A 20,224-nucleotide genomic window follows, 5' to 3' on the forward strand; every position below is an offset into this window, starting at 1 on the left:
GTTCCATTCCAATCAACTAAGTTTTCTTTTGCTCTTAGCGAGCTGTCTAGTATTGATATGAAAACTTTAACTCATCTTATAATATATTCCCGTCCACAACGACTAAAATCCATTATACGAGATAGTGGGCTTCTAGTACAAACAAAAAAAGCCGGATTCATCATCCGGCTTTACTTTATTCCGCAACAGATTGTGTTTTACTGAAATTTTCAAGTGCCAAATCGATCAGCTCAGATTGACTTGCGTCCATTGCTATGAGTGGTAAACGTACGCCGCCTGTTGGGATACCCAACCTTTCAAGTGCATATTTAACAGGGATTGGATTCGGTGAAGAAAACAAGGCGCTGAATACAGGCAATAGAGCACGGTGTAGCTTTGCAGCTTCTTTCGTCTGTCCGTTTTGAAATGCTTTGATCATCTTTTGCATTTCATTTCCTACTACATGAGCCGAAACAGAGACAATTCCTCTTCCGCCGATCGCGAGAAGTGGCAGCGTCATACTGTCGTCCCCGCTGTACACTTGGAAATCATCATCTGTTCCTTCAATGATCGCAGCCATTTGTTCAAGACTTCCACTCGCTTCTTTAATGGCCTTAATGTTAGCAATTTCTGATAACGCAATGACCGTTTCCGGCAGCAGATTGACGATCGATCTGCTCGGAATATTGTAGAGTAAAATAGGTAAAAATGTTTCTTTTGCTATAGCTGAAAAATGCGCATACATACCTTTTTGATCCGGTTTATTATAATAAGGAGTCACCAGCATGATGCCGTCAGCACCAGATAACTCAGCAGCCTTCGTCAATTCAATCGATTCCGCTGTATTGTTTGTACCTGTTCCTGCAATTACAGGCACCCGTTTATTCACAACTTTCACGACAAAATCCAATAATTCTCTTTTCTCCGTAACTGTGAGTGTGGGCGATTCGCCTGTCGTACCACTGACAATTATAGAATCTGTCCCATTTGCGATTAGATGTTCAAGTAATTTTCCGGTGTTTTCATAATTGATGGTACCATCTGGAGAAAAAGGAGTAACCATTGCTGTACCTATATTTCCTAGTTCCACGTTGATCATCCCTTTTCTTATTCATTCATAACACACGACAAATCAGTTGATCAATTCTTCGGCAATCTGCACAGAGTTCAATGCAGCGCCTTTTAACAAGTTATCCGACACAACCCACAAGTGGAAGCCCTTTGGATGATTTAAATCTTTGCGAATTCTCCCGACAAACACTTCGTCCCTGCCCTCTGCGTATAGCGGCATAGGATAGAGCTGTGCAGTCGGATCATCTTGTAGAACGATTCCAGGAGCCTTTTCCAAGAGAGCTTGGATTTCGCTTGTCGTGACATTGTCCTGATCGATTTCAATATATACAGATTCTGAATGACCGGATACGACAGGCAGTCTCACACAAGTCGCCGCTACCGACATTTCATAATCATTAAATATTTTCTTTGTTTCATTGATCATTTTTAATTCTTCAAGAGTATATCCAGATTCATCAAACGAATCGATTTGTGGGATTGCATTAAATGCGATGGGATAATGACGTTTTGCAGAAGCAGAAGGCAATACTTCCGCTTGGATTTCACTACGGTCAGAGAATTGCTTGCTTTGTTCAGACAACTCATCAATCGCTTCCACGCCTGCACCAGAAACTGCTTGGTAGGTTGATACGATTATTCGATTCAAGCCGTATTGATCCTTTATTGGTTTCAACGCCGCCACCATTTGAATTGTAGAGCAGTTTGGGTTGGCAATTATTCCGGAATGCTTTGTTAATTCTTTTGGATTTACTTCTGGTACGACAAGCGGTGTGTTTTTATCCATACGGAAGGCACTTGTGTTGTCAATAACGACCGCGCCTCTTTTCACTGCTTCATGGGCAAACATTTCAGAGATACTTCCACCCGCACTAAAGAATGCAATGTCGATACCTTCAAAAGCTTCAGGTGTTGTTTCCTGTACAATGTACGTGTTGCCGCCAGCTTTGATTTCGTTGCCTGCAGAACGTTTAGATGCAAGTAACTTGATGGATTTGGCTGGGAAGTTTCTTTCCACCAATTTTTCAAGTATTTTTGTTCCTACCGCCCCGGTGGCTCCGACAATTGCAACATTTACATTCTTCATTTCTCTCTTCCTTTCAATGATTAACAAGTAATTATTTGGAGCCATCTAGATTGCTCCGAACTCGTTAATTGTTATTGAACGAATTATAACATATTTTGCGATATTTAAAAATCTATTTTTATGCATCTTTATGAAGGATTAATAAAGGTTGCAATTGTTTGCCTTGTATAGCGGACGCTGTCGTTTCTGGCAGTAAAGAGAAATCAGCGATTAATGAGTTCGGTTTTTTTATACAGTCATCCTGTCCGAATGGTATAAAATAAACATTTTTCATATTTAATAACTTCATTAAATTCATGCCGTTCAACCCTAAGGCGTCATTTGTTGATACGCCAAGCACAACTGGTTTTTCATTGCGCAGTGTAGCTTTTGCTGCCATCAATACAGGTGAATCTGTAGATGCATTTGCAAATCTGCTCATGGAATTACCAGTAAGCGGTGAAATAACCATGCAGTCTAGCGGATTTGTTGGGCCGAATGGCTCGGCTTCAACAATACTAGACACAACTTTTTCACCTGTCGCCTCTTCAATTCGCTTAATCCATTCTTCTCCAGTACCAAAACGCGTGGCTGCATGGAGTACGGAATGCGTAATAATCGGTACTACTGTCGCTCCCTCTTTTTGCAGAGAGCTAATCATCGGAAGCAATTGGTCATAAGTGCAATGTGAAGCCGTAATTCCTAATCCGATTCGTTTTCCTTCAAGCATGTAACTCCCCTTTCTTCTATGTCCATTCTCAAAATCGCCTCAACCAGAGCAGCTGCTGCGTCCACTGGAAAATGAATTCCGGGCAATTTGAGGTGTATCGTATAGTATTCAGAAGAATAAGAGGGCTTTAGGCAGCCTGGAGCAGAAGCAAGGTCAAAAATACGTGTTTCACCGCTTTTTTCGGGGTCAAGCCATTGTGAGGGTATGGTGTTTACTAAGTAATCGTTCGAGAATACTGTACGTTCTGTTAATCGTAAAGGTTCATAACCCGCAATGGCCGCTTCCGCCAGCTGTTCATCAGATCTGGCGGCAATGGTTACGGTAGCTTGTAAGTTCCGTAAGACTTGTGCCACAGCCTTTCCTACTCTGCCAAAGCCAGCTACATAAAAATGCTTCCCTGCAATTTGCCGCTTCGTTTGTTCATAAAACACTTGGACAAAAGCCTCCGCTGTCAATCGGGCATTTTGCCAAATAAACGGTTCATAGTGCAAATAATTTGCGTGTCGTACTTTTTTTTCATCTAACTGATTCAGCCACTCTTGTGAAGCCTGGCCAGTAAATACTTTCATTGATGGTCCAAGTAATTCAGGAGGAATGGGATCTTTCATCGGTAATAACGGAAGTATTATTTGATCTGGCTGCCATTCAGTCAACACCTGTTTCAGTTCTTCATTGAATGCATCCGCAGCAACATATCGGCTGCTATAATTTTGTTCAAGCAATATATCATTGGCCATCTTCAGCCGCTGATCCTTCCCCACTACAAGCCATTTAGTCATCTTCAGACACATCCTTCCTGTCCAGTTCATGTGTTTTGCCGAATAAAATTCGATCCTCTCCTACGAGCACAATTTCATGCCATGGAATATATTCGACAATGTCATGATCTTTTTGACGGAACAGATTTTTTCCAAGCTTTTTCCGGATTTCAAATCCAATGATCTCACCCGTTTTGTGATTGAAAAGGAGATCGGTATCCGCAAGAAATCCATAGCGCATACCTTCCTCCACTTGAATCAGCTCTTTTTGTGCCAGCTCTGATAACAACATAACAATCCACCCTCTCTTATGATCTTCTATCATCATATGTATAGAAAGAGAGAAGTCGACTACTTAATTGAGCAGGTTTTTAAATTGGAGAATGTTTTTTTCAGGGGAAACAATTGATGTGGAGCGAGCACTCGTCAAAACTTGCTGGCCGAGACGATAAACACTTCTTTTTTCCACTAACTCAATACGCTCCACAACTTGTTCAATTGTTTGATGCATGCCAATTACTAATTCATTGCGGCCATTTCGGTACATGCGGGACTCTGAGTTTTCCAGTCCTAGAACAAAACTGCCTTTTAGCTGTTCTTTTGCATTGCGCAATTCTTTATCCGTCAAGCCATCATGCAATAGTTCCGCGATGACCTGTTCGATCGTTTGATACGTCTCTTGAAAATTCTCAGGGGAGGTTCCGCAATATATGACAAAGCCGCCTGCATTCTCATATGCGGAGTAATACGTATAGACAGAGTAGGCCAATCCCCGATTTTCCCGTACTTCTTGGAATAGTCTTGAAGACATTGTCCCGCCAAGTATACTGTCGAACAAACTTAATTCATAAATTCGGTCATGCGTTGCTGGAAGAGATGGGTAACCAAAGGCAATATGGGCTTGTTCAATATCTTTTGTTTTGATCGTCTGTTTTGCTGCGAAATTTGGCAAATGCATTTCATTTGGTCCAATTGTTGAATTTTTACTCTGATACGTACCAAAATGCGCTTCGATTAGCTTAATAAGCCGAACATCATAATTACCCGCGATGGAGATGACCAACTTATCGGGCCCATAATTTCGCGCCATAAATTCGTCTACCATTTCCTTGGTGAAACGCTTGATCGTCTCGCTTCGTCCACCTACTGGTTTACCGATTGAATCATCTGGGAACATCGCAGCCCAAAGTCTTTCATCGACGTCTTCATCCGGCATATCTTCTACTGAAGAGATTTCATCTAGAATAACGGATTTTTCTTTCTCCATTTCTTCTTCATCAAATACTGAGTGGAAAAACATATCCGATAAAATCGTCAACGCGTATGACGCGTGATGACTTAAAACGGTTGTGTAGTAACACGTCATTTCTTTCGATGTAAACGCATTAAGATCTCCGCCAATTTGATCGAATTGTTCAGCAATCATCCTGGCATTTCGGCTTTCTGTTCCCTTAAACAACATATGCTCAATAAAATGAGCAATTCCCTCTTGTTCTGCTGTTTCATCTGCAGATCCTGCATGCACCCATAATCCTACAGCTACTGACTTTACATAGGGCATCTTTTCATGAACGATCCGTACACCATTTGAACAAATATATTTTTGAATCATCGACTTCACTCCTTCTAAAAGTACAAAAAGCCTCCTTCGCCGCAACTTGTGCAGGAAGAGGCTCGTTCGCTTTTACATTACTCTTTGTTTGCTTTTTCTTGTGCTTCTTTTTCTTCTTGGATCACTACTTTTCTGGAAAGGTTCACTCGACCCTGCTTATCAATTTCAATGACCTTGACAAATAGTTCGTCACCAAGTTTCAATTCATCTTCAACCGCTTTTGTGCGGCCTTCTTGAATTTCAGAAATATGAAGCAATCCATCTTTGCCAGGGAAGATTTCCAAGAACGCACCAAACTTTTCAATGCGTTTCACTTTTGCTAAGTAGTATTCACCAGCTTTCGCTTCTCGAACGATGTCTTCGATCATCTTCTTAGCTTTCGCATTCATTTCAGAATTCGGTGATGCGATGTAAATCGTACCATCTTGTTCTGTATCAATTTTAACTTGAGTTTCCTCAATGATTTTATTGATAACTTTTCCTCCAGGTCCAATGACATCACGGATCTTATCTGGATTAATATGAATTACAACAATTTTCGGAGCGTATTCAGACAGTTCCTCACGTGTTGTAGAAATTGTAGTCATCATATGTTCAAGGATTTTAATACGGCCAATTTTGGCTTGTGCGAGTGACTCTTCAAGAATTTGACGAGAAAGTCCGTCAATTTTGATATCCATTTGAAGGGCTGTGATTCCTTTTTCGGTACCAGCTACTTTAAAGTCCATATCGCCTAAATGGTCTTCCATTCCTTGAATATCCGTTAGAATAGAGTAATCTTCTTCTTTTTTGATCAATCCCATTGCAATACCTGCTACAGGAGACTTGATTGGAACACCAGCATCCATCATAGCCATTGTAGACGCACAGATCGATGCTTGTGAAGAAGAACCGTTTGATTCTAATACTTCCGCTACAAGGCGCATTGTGTACGGGAATTCATCTTCATTCGGAAGGACTGGCAGCAATGCACGTTCACCCAATGCCCCATGTCCGATTTCACGGCGTCCCGGTCCTCGGATCGGTCCTGTTTCACCGACACTGAAGTTCGGGAAATTATAATGATGCATGAAGCGCTTAGATTCGTCTAAGCCTAATCCATCAATGATTTGAACTTCGCCGAGCGCACCCAATGTACAGACACTCAACACTTGTGTTTGTCCACGTGTAAACAGGGATGAACCGTGAGCACGTTGCAACAGACCTGTTTCTGATGACAATGGACGAATTTCATCCAACGCACGGCCGTCTGGACGCACCTTATCCACCGTAATCAATCGACGAACTTCATCTTTCACCATTTGCTCCAAAACAGCCTTCACTTGTTTCATCGTATCTTCATCAGCTTCATTCGCGATATAACGATCAAGCACAGCAGTCTTTACTTCATTGATTGCTTCTTCACGAGCGTGCTTTTCTTCAGTTTGAATCGCTGAAATCAAGTCGTTTTCACAGAAGTTTTTCACTTCTGCACTGATTTCTGGGTCTAGTTCGAATAGTTCAATTTCAAACTTTTCCTTGCCAATTTCTTGAGCAATTTTTTCTTGGAACGCAATCAATTTCTTGATTTCATCATGACCGAACATGATCGCTTCAAGCATGATCTCTTCAGAAACTTCTTTCGCTCCTGCTTCTACCATGTTAATGGCATCTTTAGTACCGGCTACGACTAAATCGATCTCTGATGTTTCCAGTTGCTCAGGTGTTGGATTGACGATAAACTCTCCATCAATGCGTCCAACTTGCACACCTGCGATTGGTCCATCAAACGGAATATCTGAAATAGACAGTGCTAAAGAAGAGCCGATCATAGCAGCAATTTCAGATGAACAGTTTTGATCAACTGACATAACAAGTGAAATTACTTGTACATCATTACGGAAGCCATCTGGAAATAACGGGCGGATCGGACGGTCAATTAACCGGCTTGTCAATACCGCTTTTTCTGACGGTCGGCCTTCACGCTTGATGAATCCACCAGGAATTTTACCGACTGCATATAAACGTTCTTCATAGTTGACTGTAAGTGGGAAAAAATCCAGAGGTTTTGGTTTCTTAGAAGCGGTTACTGTGGATAATACTGTTGTGTCGCCGTAACGAACCAATACAGCGCCGTTTGCTTGCTTTGCAAGTTGTCCTGCTTCGATTGTCAGCGGACGTCCTGCCCAATCAAGTGTATAAACATTTTTCTGTTCTGACATTGTAGAACTCCTCTCTAATGTGAAACTTGGTACATCATAGTTGTATGTAATTAGTAGTAGTGTATCAAACCAGATACATTTATGCGAAAGTTTTCGTCTTAATTCCATAGAAAAAAGCGGGCAATGCCCGCTTTTTAGTCTTATTAACGGCGTAAGCCAAGTTTTGCAATAAGATCACGGTAACGTTGAACGTTAGTTTCACGTAAATATCTCAAAAGACGACGACGTGTACCAACCATTTTGTAAAGACCGCGACGTGAGTGGTGGTCTTTCTTGTGCGTACGCAAGTGGTTGTTCAAGTTATTGATCTCTTCAGTAAGGATAGCAATCTGAACATCAGCAGATCCAGTATCATTTTCATGAGTCTTGAATTCGTTGATCAATTCAGCTTTTCGCTCTTGTGTAATAGCCATCCTTTTCACCTCCTAATTAAAAGTATCCCCATCTCCCGAGCAATCGTTGGTGATTCGCATTGCCAAGAAGCGGTTTGTGTCATTAACACTACTTTATCATATCACGCCATTCTGTCAGTTGCAACATTCAACTCTAGCCATTTAACAAGTCCATGGCGGTTTGTTTGTCTTTGCCGATTTGTTCTTTTAACGCCTCAAGCGACTCAAATTTCCGCTCTGCCCGAATCCGATGCAGCCATTCAATCGCCACCTGCTTACCGTAGAGATCCATGTTCGCATTTAGGAGATGAACTTCTGCTGTGGCCACGCGGTGTTCCGGGTTATGAAAAGTCGGTTTGACACCCAGATTGCAAACGCCTGGATGCCACTTCCCGTCTACCAAACAATATACTGCGTAGACACCGTTGGCAGGCACGATATTCTCCTCATCTGTTTGAATATTGGCGGTCGGAAAACCTAACTGACGACCGCGTTTCTCTCCATGTACAACTTCACCAAACGTACGGAAAGGTCGTCCGAGTAACAGCGCAGCTTCCTCGACATCACCTTCTGACAGCAGTTGACGCACTTTAGTGGAGGATACTTTGCCATCATGATCATATGTGACTTTTTGAATCGTCGTCGTACCGTACAAACCTTCAGAAAGGTCATGCATCTCTTTCATCGTACCGGAACCTTTCATACCAAAAGTAAAGTCAAATCCAGCGGTCACGTGCTTGACACCTAATCCTTTAACAAAAATATCGATAAACTGCTGTGGGGATAAGCTGGCTAAATCCCAATCAAAACTAACGATGAAAAGAGTATCGACTTGAAGCGCTTCCAGGAGCCGAACCTTTTCCTCTAACGGCGTAATGTAGCCTACATTTCTACCTGAAAAAAGTTGTGACGGATGAGGATCAAATGTCATGACAGCTGTTTGTATTCCTAACTCATCCGCCTTTTTCTTTGCGGAATCGATAACTTCCTGATGCCCTTTATGTACGCCATCAAAAAACCCAATAGCCATGGAATAGGCATGATGCAATTGGATGTTCAGTTGATCAGGATATCGTAATCTGTAGATTTCCATTTCTATCTCTCCTTACTCATTAGGCAGTAGCATTTTTTCAGGTTTCATCAACCCTGGCTTCGTTGGATGGTTTTGATAGATAGCCAACACACGGCCTTCATGCGTCATACTAATTGACGGATAGGTTATCAGCAATGTATCTGCCGGCAGTACTTGTCCATTTTGGATCTTCTCCAATAAATCCGGAGCAATCTCCACTCTAGGGAAATCGGTCAAGACCTCTTCAATTGGACGTAAGATTGAATCAATATTGCCTTCTTCCATCAACTCAGCCACTTCGGATAATGTTTTACACTGTGCTTGTTGAAAGTTACCGGACACAGTACGAACCAATGATTCCATATGTGCAGGGAAACCGAGTTGCTCGCCAATTTGAACTGCCAGAGTTCGAATATATGTACCTTTCCCACAACGTACTCGAATAGAAAAAGTAACTTCTTCACCACAAAAAGTATCTCCTTCATTTAAGAGCTCAATTTGCTCAATCAGTACTTTACGAGCTGGTCTTTCAACTTCCTGGCCTTTCCTCGCATATTCATACAATCGCTTCCCATTTACTTTAACTGCAGAATACATGGGTGGGATTTGAATAATTTCTCCTGTCAGCTTTTCCAGCGCCTCCAGGATCTGTGATCTGCTAAATTCTTTATATGTGTCGTCACTAGTTACTGTATCGCCTTGGGCGTCTTCCGTCTCAGTGGAGCGACCGATCGACACTTTCGCGATATATTCTTTTCCTGCATCGGTCACATATGAAGCGACTTTCGTAGCCTTGCCAATACAGATCGGAAGAACTCCTTCTACTTCAGGATCCAGCGTTCCTGTATGACCAACTTTTTTTGTGCGTAAAATCTTTCGCAATTTAAAGACACAGTCATGGGAGGTCATCCCCTTCTCTTTCCATAAAGGAAGAATGCCGTTCATCTTACTCCTCTTTTCTATAAGTCCATTCAAAATTAGTGATATATGTAAGAAGAGAGGAAGTCATTACGCCAAAGCGACAATGAACTTCCTCCTCATTTTTACTGCTCGTTCTCATCATTTACTTGACGGATTAAGCTCTCAATATGATTACCATACGCAACCGATTCATCCATCTCAAATTCGATTTCTGGTGTTTTACGTAAACGAATTCGCTGACCGATTTCCGTACGGATAAACCCTTTTGCTTTTGAGAGGCCAATTAACGTGTCTTCGCGTTCCTTAGCTGTACCTAGAACAGAGATAAATACTTTCGCCTGCTGTAGGTCTCCTGTCACATCTATACCGGTAACAGTAACAAATCCGATCCGCGGATCTTTTAATTTTTGGCCGATGATATCGCCCAGTTCTTTCTTCATTTGTTCGGCTATTCGATTTGCACGCACTGACATGGAAATTCACCTCTATCCATTATTAACTATTTGATCATCTCATAGATAATCGACTGTACACGCGGTCATTTCCCAATCTGGATTGGATTCGAACAGACGGATCGCTCTTCTCACTTCGCGTTCAGCAGCATCATTAGAAGATGCCACCGCCACTAATGCGAAAGTAGTTCTTTGCCATAAATCCTGGTGATCAATTTCCGCTACCGAGACATTATAGGAGTTTTTCACCCGATCTCTCATCCGGTTTAAAACGGCACGTTTCTCTTTCAAAGAAGCGGCTGTCGGTATGAAAAACGAACATTCCGCGTATACAATCATACTCGCTTAATCTCTTCCATTACATACGCTTCAATAATATCTCCTTCTTTGATATCATTGAATTTTTTAATCGTGATACCACATTCATAACCTTTTGCTACTTCTTTTGCATCATCTTTGAATCGCTTCAACGTATCAAGCTCTCCTTCAAAGATGACAATATTGTCACGCAGCACCCGTACTCCGGATTCTCGAGTAATCTTACCATCTATCACATAGCATCCCGCAATCGTACCAATTTTAGACACTTTAAATGTCTCACGAACTTCAGCCTGACCGATTACTTTCTCTTCATACTCAGGATCAAGTAATCCTTTCATAGCAGATTCGATTTCTTCAATCACTTTATAAATGACGCGGTGCAGACGGATATCGACACCTTCTGCTTCAGCAGCACGTTTCGCATTGGTATCTGGACGTACATTAAATCCAATCACAATCGCATTTGAAGCAGCTGCCAATGAAATGTCGGATTCATTGATTGCTCCTGCTCCCGTATGGATGATCTTAACGTTAACGCCTTCCACTTCAATTTTCATCAGGGATGCCGCCATTGCTTCTACAGCACCTTGAACGTCTGCTTTAACGATCAAGTTCAATTCTTTCATTTCGCCTTGCTTCATTTGATCAAACAAATTGTCGAGGGTTACACGTGTTTTTTCTACGCGCTGCTCTTGAAGAGCTTCCCCTGCCCGTGCTTCACCAATTTGACGTGCGGTCTTTTCGTCCTTAAAGACGACAAAACGGTCGCCAGCTTGCGGTACGTCGCTTAAACCAGTGATTTCTACAGGTGTAGATGGACCCGCTTCCTTCACTCGGCGTCCCAGGTCACTGACCATAGCACGTACACGACCGTACGTGTTCCCGACTACTATAGGGTCTCCAACATGCAATGTACCATTTTGTACAAGCAGTGTTGCAGCTGATCCTTTACCTTTGTCGAGCTGTGCCTCAATTACAGTACCTCTTGCTCTGATCGAAGAGTCTGCCTTTAATTCTCCGACTTCAGCAACTAACAGCACCATTTCCAGAAGCTGGTCGATCCCTTCGCCTTTCAAGGCAGAAATCGGAACAAAGATCGTGTCGCCGCCCCAGTCTTCAGATACTAAACCGTGTTCAGTCAATTCCTGCATCACACGATCCGGATTTGCTGTTGGTTTATCCATCTTATTAACTGCAACGATGATCGGTACTTCGGCTGCTTTTGCATGATTGATTGCTTCAATCGTCTGAGGCATGACGCCATCGTCTGCTGCTACAACCAAAATCGTCAAGTCAGTGATTTTAGCTCCGCGTGCTCTCATTGTAGTGAATGCTTCGTGGCCTGGTGTATCCAAGAAAGTGATTTTCTTACCTTTTTCTTTGATTTGATAAGCCCCGATATGCTGGGTAATCCCGCCTGCTTCACCTTGCGTAACTTTCGTATCGCGAATGGAGTCAAGCAAAGTCGTTTTACCATGGTCAACGTGACCCATGATTGTAACAACTGGAGGTCTTTCTTCTAAATTGACCGGCTGCTGTTCTTCTTCATCCGGATCTTCAAAGTAAATCTCCAAATCCGTAACATCAATTCTGATTTCTTCTTCCACTTCTACGCCGTATTCAGCACAGATTAACTCGATTGCATCTTTATCAAGCTCTTGGTTAATTGTCGCCATGACACCAAGCATGAATAGTTTTTTAATGATTTCAGAAGGTTCCTTGCCCAGTTTTTGAGCTAATTCGCCAACTGATAGCGACTCATAGAAAGTGATTTTCTCTGGTAGTGGCTTCTCAATCTTTTGAGCTGGAACTGCCGGACGATATCTGCGGCGTCCTTGGTTAATTCCACGTGCAGGTGGTCTTCCTCCACGACCGCGAGCTCCGCCGCCTGAACGTGCTTGATTCGCACCTTGACCTTGTTTTGGCTGTTGGTTTGTGCCTGCTTGCTGACCGCCTTGTGTTCGGTTACCAGCTCCTGCCGGGCGTTTCGCTCCTGTGTTGTTGCTTTGATTCGAATTTTGATTCGAACGGTTCGCAGGCTGTTGTGTACGGTTCGCACCGCCTTTAGCTGCTGTCTGTCCTGAATTCGATTGCTGTGGTGCACTTTTACCTGCGTTATTTCCACCTTGACGATTTCCAGCAGGACGTTGTGCCGGACGGTCGGATTTTTGGTTGTTGTTTGTCTTATTTGTCGTTCCAGTCGTGTTTCTGGAGTTGCCAGAGAACTTCTTGTCCAGCTTCGTAACTGTTTCTGGATCAATTACGGACATATGATTGGTGACTTCCACTTTCATATTCCCTAATTCATTAATAATATCTTTACTCGATTTATTTACCTTTTTGGCATATTCATGTACTCGTATTTTCGTCATTAGCCCACCCCCGGTTATATTCGTTGAGGAGCTCGGATAATTTTTTGGCGAATCCTTTATCCGTTAGCGCCAAGACCACTCGCGCTTCTTTACCAATCGCATGCCCAAGGTCTTCACGACTCCCGAAATCATGCTTCTCAACGTTGTAAGTATTACATTTATTCGTTAGTTTCTTCATTGTATTAGCAGATGCATCTTTTGACAGGATGACAAGTTCTGCATGTCCCGAACGGACTTCCCGTACGACTAAGTCTTCACCCGTCACAATTTTCCGTGCTCGGGCTGCCATACCGAGCAGCTGATAGATCTTCGTTGGATCTGTCATTTGATCGCCTCTCGCCGAATGGCATGTAAGAGGTCATCGTACACTTGCTCAGGAACTTTCGCACCCAATTGATGTTCAATTGAGTGGTGTTTTCGTGCTTTTTCTACCGCATCTTCCGTTTTGGATACGTATGTACCACGGCCTGACTTTTTTCCGGTCAGATCAACGGAAACTTCTCCTTCTTTCGTACGGACAATCCGGATCATTTCTTTTTTAGGTAGCATTTCACCTGTAGCTGCACATTTACGCAAAGGGATTTTCCGATTGTTCGACATGAGCATGCAATCCTTTCCAATCAATCTTCTTTGGTATCTACATCTGCGTATAAATCATAGTCTTCTGTCTCTTCGACAGGTGTTTCTTCTTCATACTCATATGCTTCCAGATAGTCACCTGTATCTTCAGTGTCCCCGTCTGGCTCCTCTACACTGTATGCGTTCAATTCTTCTTCAGTGCGAGGATAGACCCCCAACTCTCTTGCATCTGTTTCACTCTTAATATCAATTTTCCAGCCAGTCAATTTTGCGGCCAATCTTGCGTTTTGACCTCTTTTACCGATGGCTAAAGATAATTGATAATCCGGAACAACAACAGTTGTGGAACGCTCTTCCTCATCTACTTGAACATCGAGTACTTTTGATGGGCTTAATGCATTCGCTACAAACACTACAGGGTCTTCAGACCATTCAACAATGTCGACTTTTTCGCCATTCAATTCATTGGAAATAGATTGTACCCGAGCACCTCTAGTACCTACACAAGAACCGACTGGATCCACTTCTTCATTTGTCGTGTACACCGAAATTTTAGAACGGTCGCCAGCTTCTCTAGCAATGGATTTGATCTCTACAGTTCCATCATAAATCTCTGGTACTTCCAATTCAAATAAACGACGCAGCAAGCCGGGATGTGTTCTGGATACAAATACTTGAGGTCCTCTTGCTGTTCTCTCAACTTTTGTAATATATACTTTAATCCGATCGTGCGGTGCATACGTTTCTGTCTGGATTTGCTCGCTAGAAGGCAGGACTGCTTCTACTTTACCTAAACCAACAAATAGGTTCTTGGCATCCATTCGCTCTACAATTCCGTTCACGATGTCTTCTTCTCGATCGATATACTCTTCGTATATCAAGCCGCGTTCTGCTTCACGCACACGTTGGGTGACGACTTGCTTCGCTGTTTGTGCAGCAATCCGTCCGAAGTCGCGCGGAGTGACTTCTTCTTCTACAATGTCTCCGATTTCATATACGGGATTGATGACTTGTGCATCTTCCAATGAAATTTGCAGACGTTCATCTTCCACATCTTCTACAACATCTTTTCGTGAATAGACTTTCATCGTACCTTTATCTAAATTCAAATCAACACGGACATTTTGTGCCTGATTAAAATTCCGCTTATACGCTGTTACAAGCGCCGCTTCAATCGCATCCACCAACACATCTCTTGAAATACCTTTTTGCTGTTCAAGAGCTGTCAGTGCTTCGAGTAGATCACTACTCATGTTCATCACTCCTACATTCTATTATCATCCCGCCACTTTATAGTGATGGAACTCTTTGAAAAATCTTAGTTCCGATTCTTAACGGGGCTAAACGGCGTCTTCCACTTTTAAGTTAAAAGTCAATTGCCAGACGGGCTAGTGCAATTTTGGTTTTATCAATTTCTACTAAGACTTTTCGTGTTTTGATTCGTATTTCCACTTTTGCGAAGTCTGGCCCGTATCCAAGTAAATACCCTTCGAATTCTTTCATACCATCTATGGGTTCATAAGTTTTGATGAATACATATTGGCCGACTGCTTTTTCAAAATCTTCATCTTTTTTCAATGGTCTTTCCGCTCCGGGAGAAGACACTTCAAGGAAGTAATTCTGTGTTATCGGGTCTACGCGATCTAGTTCCTCGCTCAATTTTTCACTGACCGCCGCACATTGATCGATGTCAATATTTCCTTCTGGCGTATCAATATAAACACGTAAAAACCAATCTCGACCCTCTTTTACGAACTCAACGTCTACTAGTTCAAGGCCCAATTCTTCTACAATCGGACTTGTCAACTGTTCGACTTCCTCTGTAATTTTACTCAAATGTATCCCTCCCGAAATTAAAATCAATCACGCCTCGGCGTGATTGTGTCCGGACTTTGAATTGTGCTTGCACAATTAACTCCTTACAAAATCCGTGACATCCAGCTGCAACGGCTAGACCCTCGGGACGTTTCAGACTAGCAGTAAAGGCAAAAGGCGCCTTTATTGCTAGCCTTCCAACGCCTGTCGGGGCTAAACAGCCGTCTCCGCCTTTGATGACATCCAGCTGCAACGGCTAGACCCTCGGGACGTTTCAGACTAAGCAGTAAAGGCAAAAAGCGCCTTTATTGCTAGCTTTCCAACGCCTGTCGGGGCTAAAAAGCCATCTCCGCCTTTGATGACACCCGCCGGAGGCTTTATCTGGATTCAGCCGGAGTTTGAAAACCCATTGAACAAAAAAACACTTGCATTTCCACTGCTGAATTCAGATAAACAACAGAAAAGAGCGGGAAGCCCCACTCTTTTCCGTAAGACGTATAGCAAAAGTTGTCTCAATCTTATCACAACGCTATTTACAATGCAAATGATGTAGCCATTTACAAGCGTTAGAACAACGATAATTGATTCGCTTCTGGCATTCCTTCCAAGCAGCCAAAATTATCTAAGTACTCGACAATTGTTTTGGAAACTCGGCCTCTCTTCTGAAAATCTTCCTTGGATAAAAACTCTCCATCTTTGCGTGCTTCCACGATCGTCTTCGCTACGTTCGTTCCCAAGGAAGGAATCGCGTTAAAAGGCGGAATCAATTGGTTGTCTTCAATGATGAATTGCGTCGCATCCGATTTATATAAATCTGGTTTTGCAAATGTAAATCCACGTTCCACCATCTCCAGCGCAATTTCCAGGACGGTCACCAAGTTCTTTTCTTTTGGTGGGGCATCCAGACCTTTATCGTTTATTTCTTTAATCTTTGCACGGATTGAAGCAGAGCCTTTTGACATCGTCATCAAATCAAAGTCCGTTGCTCGCACAGTGAAATAGGTAGCATAATACATAATTGGATGGTGCACTTTAAAATACGCAATACGGAGTGCCATCAATACATATGCAGCTGCGTGCGCCTTCGGGAACATATATTTAATCTTCTTGCACGAACTGATATACCAGCCAGGTACTTTATTCGCTTTCATCTCCGCTTCGAATTCAGGCGTCAGCCCTTTTCCTTTACGCACCGACTCCATAATCTTAAAGGCAAGCGAAGGTTCCAGTCCTTGATAAATCAAGTAGACCATAATATCATCCCGACAACCGATTACTTCGGAAAGCTGACAAGTTTTATTCTGAATCAATTCCTGAGCGTTTCCTAGCCATACATCCGTACCGTGGGATAAACCTGATATCTGAATCAACTCAGAGAAAGTTGACGGTTTGGTCTCTTCAAGCATTTGTCGAACAAAGCGTGTTCCGAACTCGGGCACGCCAAGTGTTCCCGTCTTACAATCGATTTGCTCTTCCGTTACGCCGAGTGAAGACGTTCCGCTGAACAATGCCATGACACCAGGATCATCTGGCGCAATCGTTTTAGCATCAATACCGGATAAATCCTCCAGCATTTTAATCATCGTCGGATCATCATGTCCGAGAATATCCAGTTTCAATAAGTTATTATCGATCGAATGAAAGTCAAAGTGCGTCGTGCGCCAACTGGATTGTATATCATCTGCCGGAAACTGAATGGGCGTAAAATCAAAAATGTCCATCGTATCCGGAACAACAATAATTCCGCCGGGGTGCTGTCCTGTGTTTCGTTTTACGCCAGAACAGCCTTGCACCAACCGGTCGATTTCCGCGCCGCGCATCTGCAGATCGTTATCGTTCATATAACCGCGAACATACCCGTAGGCCGTCTTTTCAGCAACCGTCCCGATCGTTCCTGCTCGGTAAACATAATCTTCGCCGAATAATTCTTTTGTATAGTTGTGTGCGTGCGCTTGGTACTCGCCGCTGAAGTTCAAGTCAATATCCGGAACTTTATCCCCGGCAAATCCAAGGAACGTTTCGAACGGGATATCTTGTCCGTCTTTTTTAAACATCGTTCCACATTTTCCGCATTCTTTATCCGGCAAGTCATAACCCGACCCTACAGAACCATCATCGAAAAACTCGTTTGTTTTGCACGAAGGACAGACGTAATGAGGCGGCATCGGATTTACTTCTGTAATTTCCATCATGGTCGCGACGAATGAAGAACCTACCGATCCACGTGAACCGACCAAATAGCCATCATCCAACGACTTTTTCACAAGTTTATGCGAAATTAAATAAATAACCGCAAACCCATTATCAATGATAGAGGTCAATTCTTTTTCAATACGCGCCTCGATAATTTCCGGCAGCGTGTCTCCGTAAATACGTCGAGCCATTGAGTAAGTCAACTCACGGACTTCATCGTCAGCGCCTTCTATCGTAGGTGTATATAAATCATCTTTTATCGGTTTAACATCACCGACACGCTCGACAATCTTCAGCGGGTTCTCTACGACAATCTCTTTCGCCGCTTCTTCACCTAGAAATTCAAATTCCTTAAGCATTTCATCTGTTGTCCTGAAATGAACAGCCGGGAGTGAATGACGGTTCATCGGATTGGCGCCTCCTTGCGAGCGAACCAAGACTTTACGATACGTAGCATCCGTCTCATCCAAGTAATGAACATTGCCAGTGGCACAAACCGGTAAGCCGGTCTTTTTACCGAGCTTTAGCATTTTACGCATAATATCTTCTAAGTTCCATTCGTCACGAATCAAATCTAGTTCCAGTAAATGCGAGTAGACAGGTTTCGGATGGATTTCTAAGTAATCATAAAAACTTGCAATTTCTTCGACTTCTTCCATTGGTTTTTGCATTAACCCTTCAAATACTTCGCCTTTGTCGCATCCTGATCCTACTAATAGCCCGTTGCGGTGCTTCACTAATAAAGAACGCGGGATACGCGGGACACGATAGAAGAAATCCATATGTGAAATGGAAACCAACTTGAATAAGTTTTTCAACCCTTCATTATCAGTTGCGATCAACGTACAGTGAGATGGGCGTGAACGTTTATAGGCATCGCCTTCACCAATGTTTTTATTCAGGTCATCCAACCATTCAATTCCTTTTTCCTGCGCGTCTGCTAATAATCTTAAGAAAAGATACGCAGTAGCTTCTGTATCGTAAATCGCCCGGTGATGCTGCGTCAATTCGATATCGAACTTTTTAGCGAGTGTGTTCAAACGGTGATTACGCAATTCCGGGTAAAGAAAACGTGAAAGCTCCAATGTATCGATCACTGGATATGCGGGCGTTTCAATTTTCGCCCGTTTACAAGAAGCGTAGAAAAAGCCCATATCAAATGAAGCGTTGTGGGCAATTAGCACAGCATCGCCGATGAACTCAATAAAATCCGCCATAACTTCGGATACTTCAGGCGCATCTTTGACCATATCATCCGTGATACCTGTCAAGTTTGTTGTAACCGACGACAAGGGATGATGGGGATTAGCAAAACGTTCAAAACGATCAATAATCTCTCCGCCCCGTACACGGACTGCGGCAAGCTCGATAATCGTATCATACACTGCAGATAGTCCAGTGGTTTCCACGTCAAATACTACATACGTATCCGTCTCTAACAGTCTATGTTGTTCTTCGTAAACAATCGGTACTCCATCGTCTACAAGATTGGCTTCTAACCCGAATAACACTTTAATTCCATGCTTTTTCCCTGCATTGTAAGCTTCGGGAAAGGACTGAACATTCGCATGATCCGTAATTGCAATCGCGGTGTGCCCCCATTTGGCGGCTTGCGCGACTAGGGCTTGAGCTGACACGACAGCATCCATTTGACTCATCGATGTATGGGCATGCAATTCCACGCGTTTTTGTCCCTCAGGGGCTTTGTCTTTTCGCTCAATCGAAGATATAACAGCTAAATCTTGCGCCATCATGATCAAATCTCTAACGAATGTATCATTTTGAATACTTCCTCTTGCGCGTACCCACATTCCCTTTTTAAAGGATTTCATTAATTCCGCATCTTCATTGTCACGTGAAAACATCTTCACTAAAATTGAGTCGGTATAATCTGTTACTTTTAGCGTCAATAGCGAGCGGCCACTCCGAAGTTCTCTAATCTCAGCGTCAAATACAAACCCTTCAATGATCAGCCTGCGTTCTTCATCTTGAATTTCATGAATGGGTACAATCGCCTCGCCCTGCTTAATTGGAGTACCCAGTATTAACGGACGGTCGGAATCTCCTTGTTCGCTCTTCATCGTTTCACGTTGCTGTAACTGTTCAAATGCTTTCTTTGACAGTTCTTCTTCCTCTTGTTGTTTTTGAGAAAGAAATTGCTGAAGCTCTTCTTTAGCATTTTGATTTTCTTCAATAGTCACATCAACTGTCAATTGAGGAAACCCGAATTGTTGATAAAGATTCGCTAAAGGTGCTACATATTTATTTTTCAATGTCTGGCATTCCAAATCACTCTGACAATTAATCAATAATTTTTCACCGTGTAACGTCGGCAGTTGCTCCACTAAGCATTGACGAAGGGGCGGTGAAATATCAGCCAATTCTTCCACTACAAGCGGCCAGTAGGCTTTGATCAACTGCTCATCCGCGGATGTTTTACGGCTTTCTATTTGTAGATGGACATTTGCTATTGATGCAAATGCTTCGTGAACACGCTGTTGCATTAAACGGAAAACATCAAGAGGTAACACTTCATCCAGTGTGATATTGAACTTCCACACTCTCGACTTCTTATGTACCGTCACACGGTTCAGTTCTCCATTTTGAAAATAAGGCATTAATTGATCATCCGTTAAGCCTGACTGCTGCAACAAAGTTAAAAACTTCTTCCCAGCATCCAATATAAATTC

At 42.8% G+C, this 20,224-nt stretch carries 18 protein-coding genes; all 18 read right to left on the reverse strand.

Annotated elements, in window-relative coordinates:
* Positions 1-175 precede the first annotated feature (175 nt).
* The 18 genes from dapA to H7J92_RS06340 all read right to left on the reverse strand — a co-directional run bounded on the left by dapA (position 176) and on the right by H7J92_RS06340 (position 20,218).
* On the reverse strand, positions 176-1,069 hold the full coding sequence (gene dapA, locus H7J92_RS06255; protein WP_040758231.1) for a 4-hydroxy-tetrahydrodipicolinate synthase: 894 nt from the start codon (positions 1,067-1,069) through the stop codon (positions 176-178).
* Positions 1,070-1,111: 42 nt separating this feature from the next.
* Positions 1,112-2,137, reverse strand: coding sequence for an aspartate-semialdehyde dehydrogenase (locus H7J92_RS06260; protein WP_040758233.1), 1,026 nt, complete (start codon positions 2,135-2,137; stop codon positions 1,112-1,114).
* 118 nt (positions 2,138-2,255) lie between these two features.
* The gene (locus H7J92_RS06265; RefSeq protein WP_009497345.1) at positions 2,256-2,846 is read right to left on the reverse strand and encodes a dipicolinate synthase subunit B; all 591 of its coding nucleotides are present in this window, start codon (positions 2,844-2,846) and stop codon (positions 2,256-2,258) included.
* Positions 2,819-3,625, reverse strand: a complete 807-nt coding sequence (locus tag H7J92_RS06270) for an NAD(P)-dependent oxidoreductase (protein WP_221836025.1) — start codon at positions 3,623-3,625, stop codon at positions 2,819-2,821. Before H7J92_RS06270 ends, H7J92_RS06265 begins: the two co-directional genes overlap by 28 nt.
* Positions 3,618-3,896 (reverse strand): YlmC/YmxH family sporulation protein, encoded by a 279-nt coding sequence (locus H7J92_RS06275; protein ID WP_040758235.1) that lies wholly within the window; start codon positions 3,894-3,896, stop codon positions 3,618-3,620. The genes H7J92_RS06270 and H7J92_RS06275 overlap by 8 nt, the downstream gene beginning before the upstream one ends.
* A gap of 63 nt (positions 3,897-3,959) precedes the next feature.
* Positions 3,960-5,216 carry a M16 family metallopeptidase gene (locus H7J92_RS06280; protein WP_221836028.1) on the reverse strand — a complete coding sequence of 419 codons (1,257 nt, stop codon included), beginning with the start codon at positions 5,214-5,216 and terminating at the stop codon, positions 3,960-3,962.
* A gap of 77 nt (positions 5,217-5,293) precedes the next feature.
* A complete protein-coding gene (pnp, locus tag H7J92_RS06285) occupies positions 5,294-7,417 on the reverse strand; it encodes a polyribonucleotide nucleotidyltransferase (RefSeq protein ID WP_009497349.1) in 2,124 nt (707 codons plus the stop codon).
* Positions 7,418-7,560: 143 nt separating this feature from the next.
* Complete coding sequence (gene rpsO / locus H7J92_RS06290) at positions 7,561-7,830, reverse strand: 30S ribosomal protein S15 (protein ID WP_009497350.1); 270 nt, start codon at positions 7,828-7,830, stop codon at positions 7,561-7,563.
* Positions 7,831-7,963: 133 nt separating this feature from the next.
* Entirely contained in the window at positions 7,964-8,902 is a 939-nt protein-coding gene (gene ribF / locus H7J92_RS06295) for a riboflavin biosynthesis protein RibF (protein WP_078817732.1), read from the reverse strand.
* Between the two features lie 12 nt (positions 8,903-8,914).
* Positions 8,915-9,826, reverse strand: coding sequence for a tRNA pseudouridine(55) synthase TruB (truB, locus tag H7J92_RS06300; RefSeq protein ID WP_221836031.1), 912 nt, complete (start codon positions 9,824-9,826; stop codon positions 8,915-8,917).
* 98 nt (positions 9,827-9,924) lie between these two features.
* Positions 9,925-10,275, reverse strand: coding sequence for a 30S ribosome-binding factor RbfA (gene rbfA / locus H7J92_RS06305; protein WP_009497353.1), 351 nt, complete (start codon positions 10,273-10,275; stop codon positions 9,925-9,927).
* 39 nt (positions 10,276-10,314) lie between these two features.
* Positions 10,315-10,593, reverse strand: a complete 279-nt coding sequence (locus H7J92_RS06310) for a DUF503 domain-containing protein (protein ID WP_009497354.1) — start codon at positions 10,591-10,593, stop codon at positions 10,315-10,317.
* Entirely contained in the window at positions 10,590-12,947 is a 2,358-nt protein-coding gene (gene infB, locus H7J92_RS06315; protein ID WP_009497355.1) for a translation initiation factor IF-2, read from the reverse strand. Before infB ends, H7J92_RS06310 begins: the two co-directional genes overlap by 4 nt.
* The gene (locus H7J92_RS06320) at positions 12,925-13,272 is read right to left on the reverse strand and encodes a YlxQ family RNA-binding protein (RefSeq protein WP_009497356.1); all 348 of its coding nucleotides are present in this window, start codon (positions 13,270-13,272) and stop codon (positions 12,925-12,927) included. Before H7J92_RS06320 ends, infB begins: the two co-directional genes overlap by 23 nt.
* Complete coding sequence (gene rnpM / locus H7J92_RS06325) at positions 13,269-13,547, reverse strand: RNase P modulator RnpM (protein ID WP_040758238.1); 279 nt, start codon at positions 13,545-13,547, stop codon at positions 13,269-13,271. Before rnpM ends, H7J92_RS06320 begins: the two co-directional genes overlap by 4 nt.
* Positions 13,548-13,567: 20 nt before the next feature.
* A complete protein-coding gene (gene nusA, locus H7J92_RS06330; RefSeq protein ID WP_040758240.1) occupies positions 13,568-14,779 on the reverse strand; it encodes a transcription termination factor NusA in 1,212 nt (403 codons plus the stop codon).
* A gap of 112 nt (positions 14,780-14,891) precedes the next feature.
* Complete coding sequence (rimP, locus tag H7J92_RS06335; RefSeq protein WP_009497359.1) at positions 14,892-15,362, reverse strand: ribosome maturation factor RimP; 471 nt, start codon at positions 15,360-15,362, stop codon at positions 14,892-14,894.
* Positions 15,363-15,907: 545 nt separating this feature from the next.
* Complete coding sequence (locus tag H7J92_RS06340; RefSeq protein WP_425516853.1) at positions 15,908-20,218, reverse strand: PolC-type DNA polymerase III; 4,311 nt, start codon at positions 20,216-20,218, stop codon at positions 15,908-15,910.
* Positions 20,219-20,224: the final 6 nt, after the last annotated feature.

Origin of the sequence: Sporosarcina aquimarina (assembly GCF_019748715.1) — a bacterium.
Lineage (GTDB): Bacteria > Bacillota > Bacilli > Bacillales_A > Planococcaceae > Sporosarcina > Sporosarcina newyorkensis.

Bases quoted from the DNA above. Each gene is read 5' to 3' on its own strand.
- rpsO (WP_009497350.1), bottom strand. From the start codon at position 7,830: ATGGCTATTACACAAGAGCGAAAAGCTGAATTGATCAACGAATTCAAG.
- H7J92_RS06310 (WP_009497354.1), bottom strand. From the start codon at position 10,593: ATGATTGTATACGCGGAATGTTCGTTTTTCATACCGACAGCCGCTTCT.
- infB (WP_009497355.1), bottom strand. From the start codon at position 12,947: ATGACGAAAATACGAGTACATGAATATGCCAAAAAGGTAAATAAATCG.
- truB (WP_221836031.1), bottom strand. From the start codon at position 9,826: ATGAACGGCATTCTTCCTTTATGGAAAGAGAAGGGGATGACCTCCCAT.
- rbfA (WP_009497353.1), bottom strand. From the start codon at position 10,275: ATGTCAGTGCGTGCAAATCGAATAGCCGAACAAATGAAGAAAGAACTG.
- H7J92_RS06270 (WP_221836025.1), bottom strand. From the start codon at position 3,625: ATGACTAAATGGCTTGTAGTGGGGAAGGATCAGCGGCTGAAGATGGCC.
- rnpM (WP_040758238.1), bottom strand. From the start codon at position 13,547: ATGTCGAACAATCGGAAAATCCCTTTGCGTAAATGTGCAGCTACAGGT.
- H7J92_RS06275 (WP_040758235.1), bottom strand. From the start codon at position 3,896: ATGTTGTTATCAGAGCTGGCACAAAAAGAGCTGATTCAAGTGGAGGAA.
- H7J92_RS06320 (WP_009497356.1), bottom strand. From the start codon at position 13,272: ATGACAGATCCAACGAAGATCTATCAGCTGCTCGGTATGGCAGCCCGA.
- H7J92_RS06280 (WP_221836028.1), bottom strand. From the start codon at position 5,216: ATGATTCAAAAATATATTTGTTCAAATGGTGTACGGATCGTTCATGAA.
- ribF (WP_078817732.1), bottom strand. From the start codon at position 8,902: ATGGAAATCTACAGATTACGATATCCTGATCAACTGAACATCCAATTG.
- nusA (WP_040758240.1), bottom strand. From the start codon at position 14,779: ATGAGTAGTGATCTACTCGAAGCACTGACAGCTCTTGAACAGCAAAAA.
- H7J92_RS06260 (WP_040758233.1), bottom strand. From the start codon at position 2,137: ATGAAGAATGTAAATGTTGCAATTGTCGGAGCCACCGGGGCGGTAGGA.
- H7J92_RS06265 (WP_009497345.1), bottom strand. From the start codon at position 2,846: ATGCTTGAAGGAAAACGAATCGGATTAGGAATTACGGCTTCACATTGC.
- pnp (WP_009497349.1), bottom strand. From the start codon at position 7,417: ATGTCAGAACAGAAAAATGTTTATACACTTGATTGGGCAGGACGTCCG.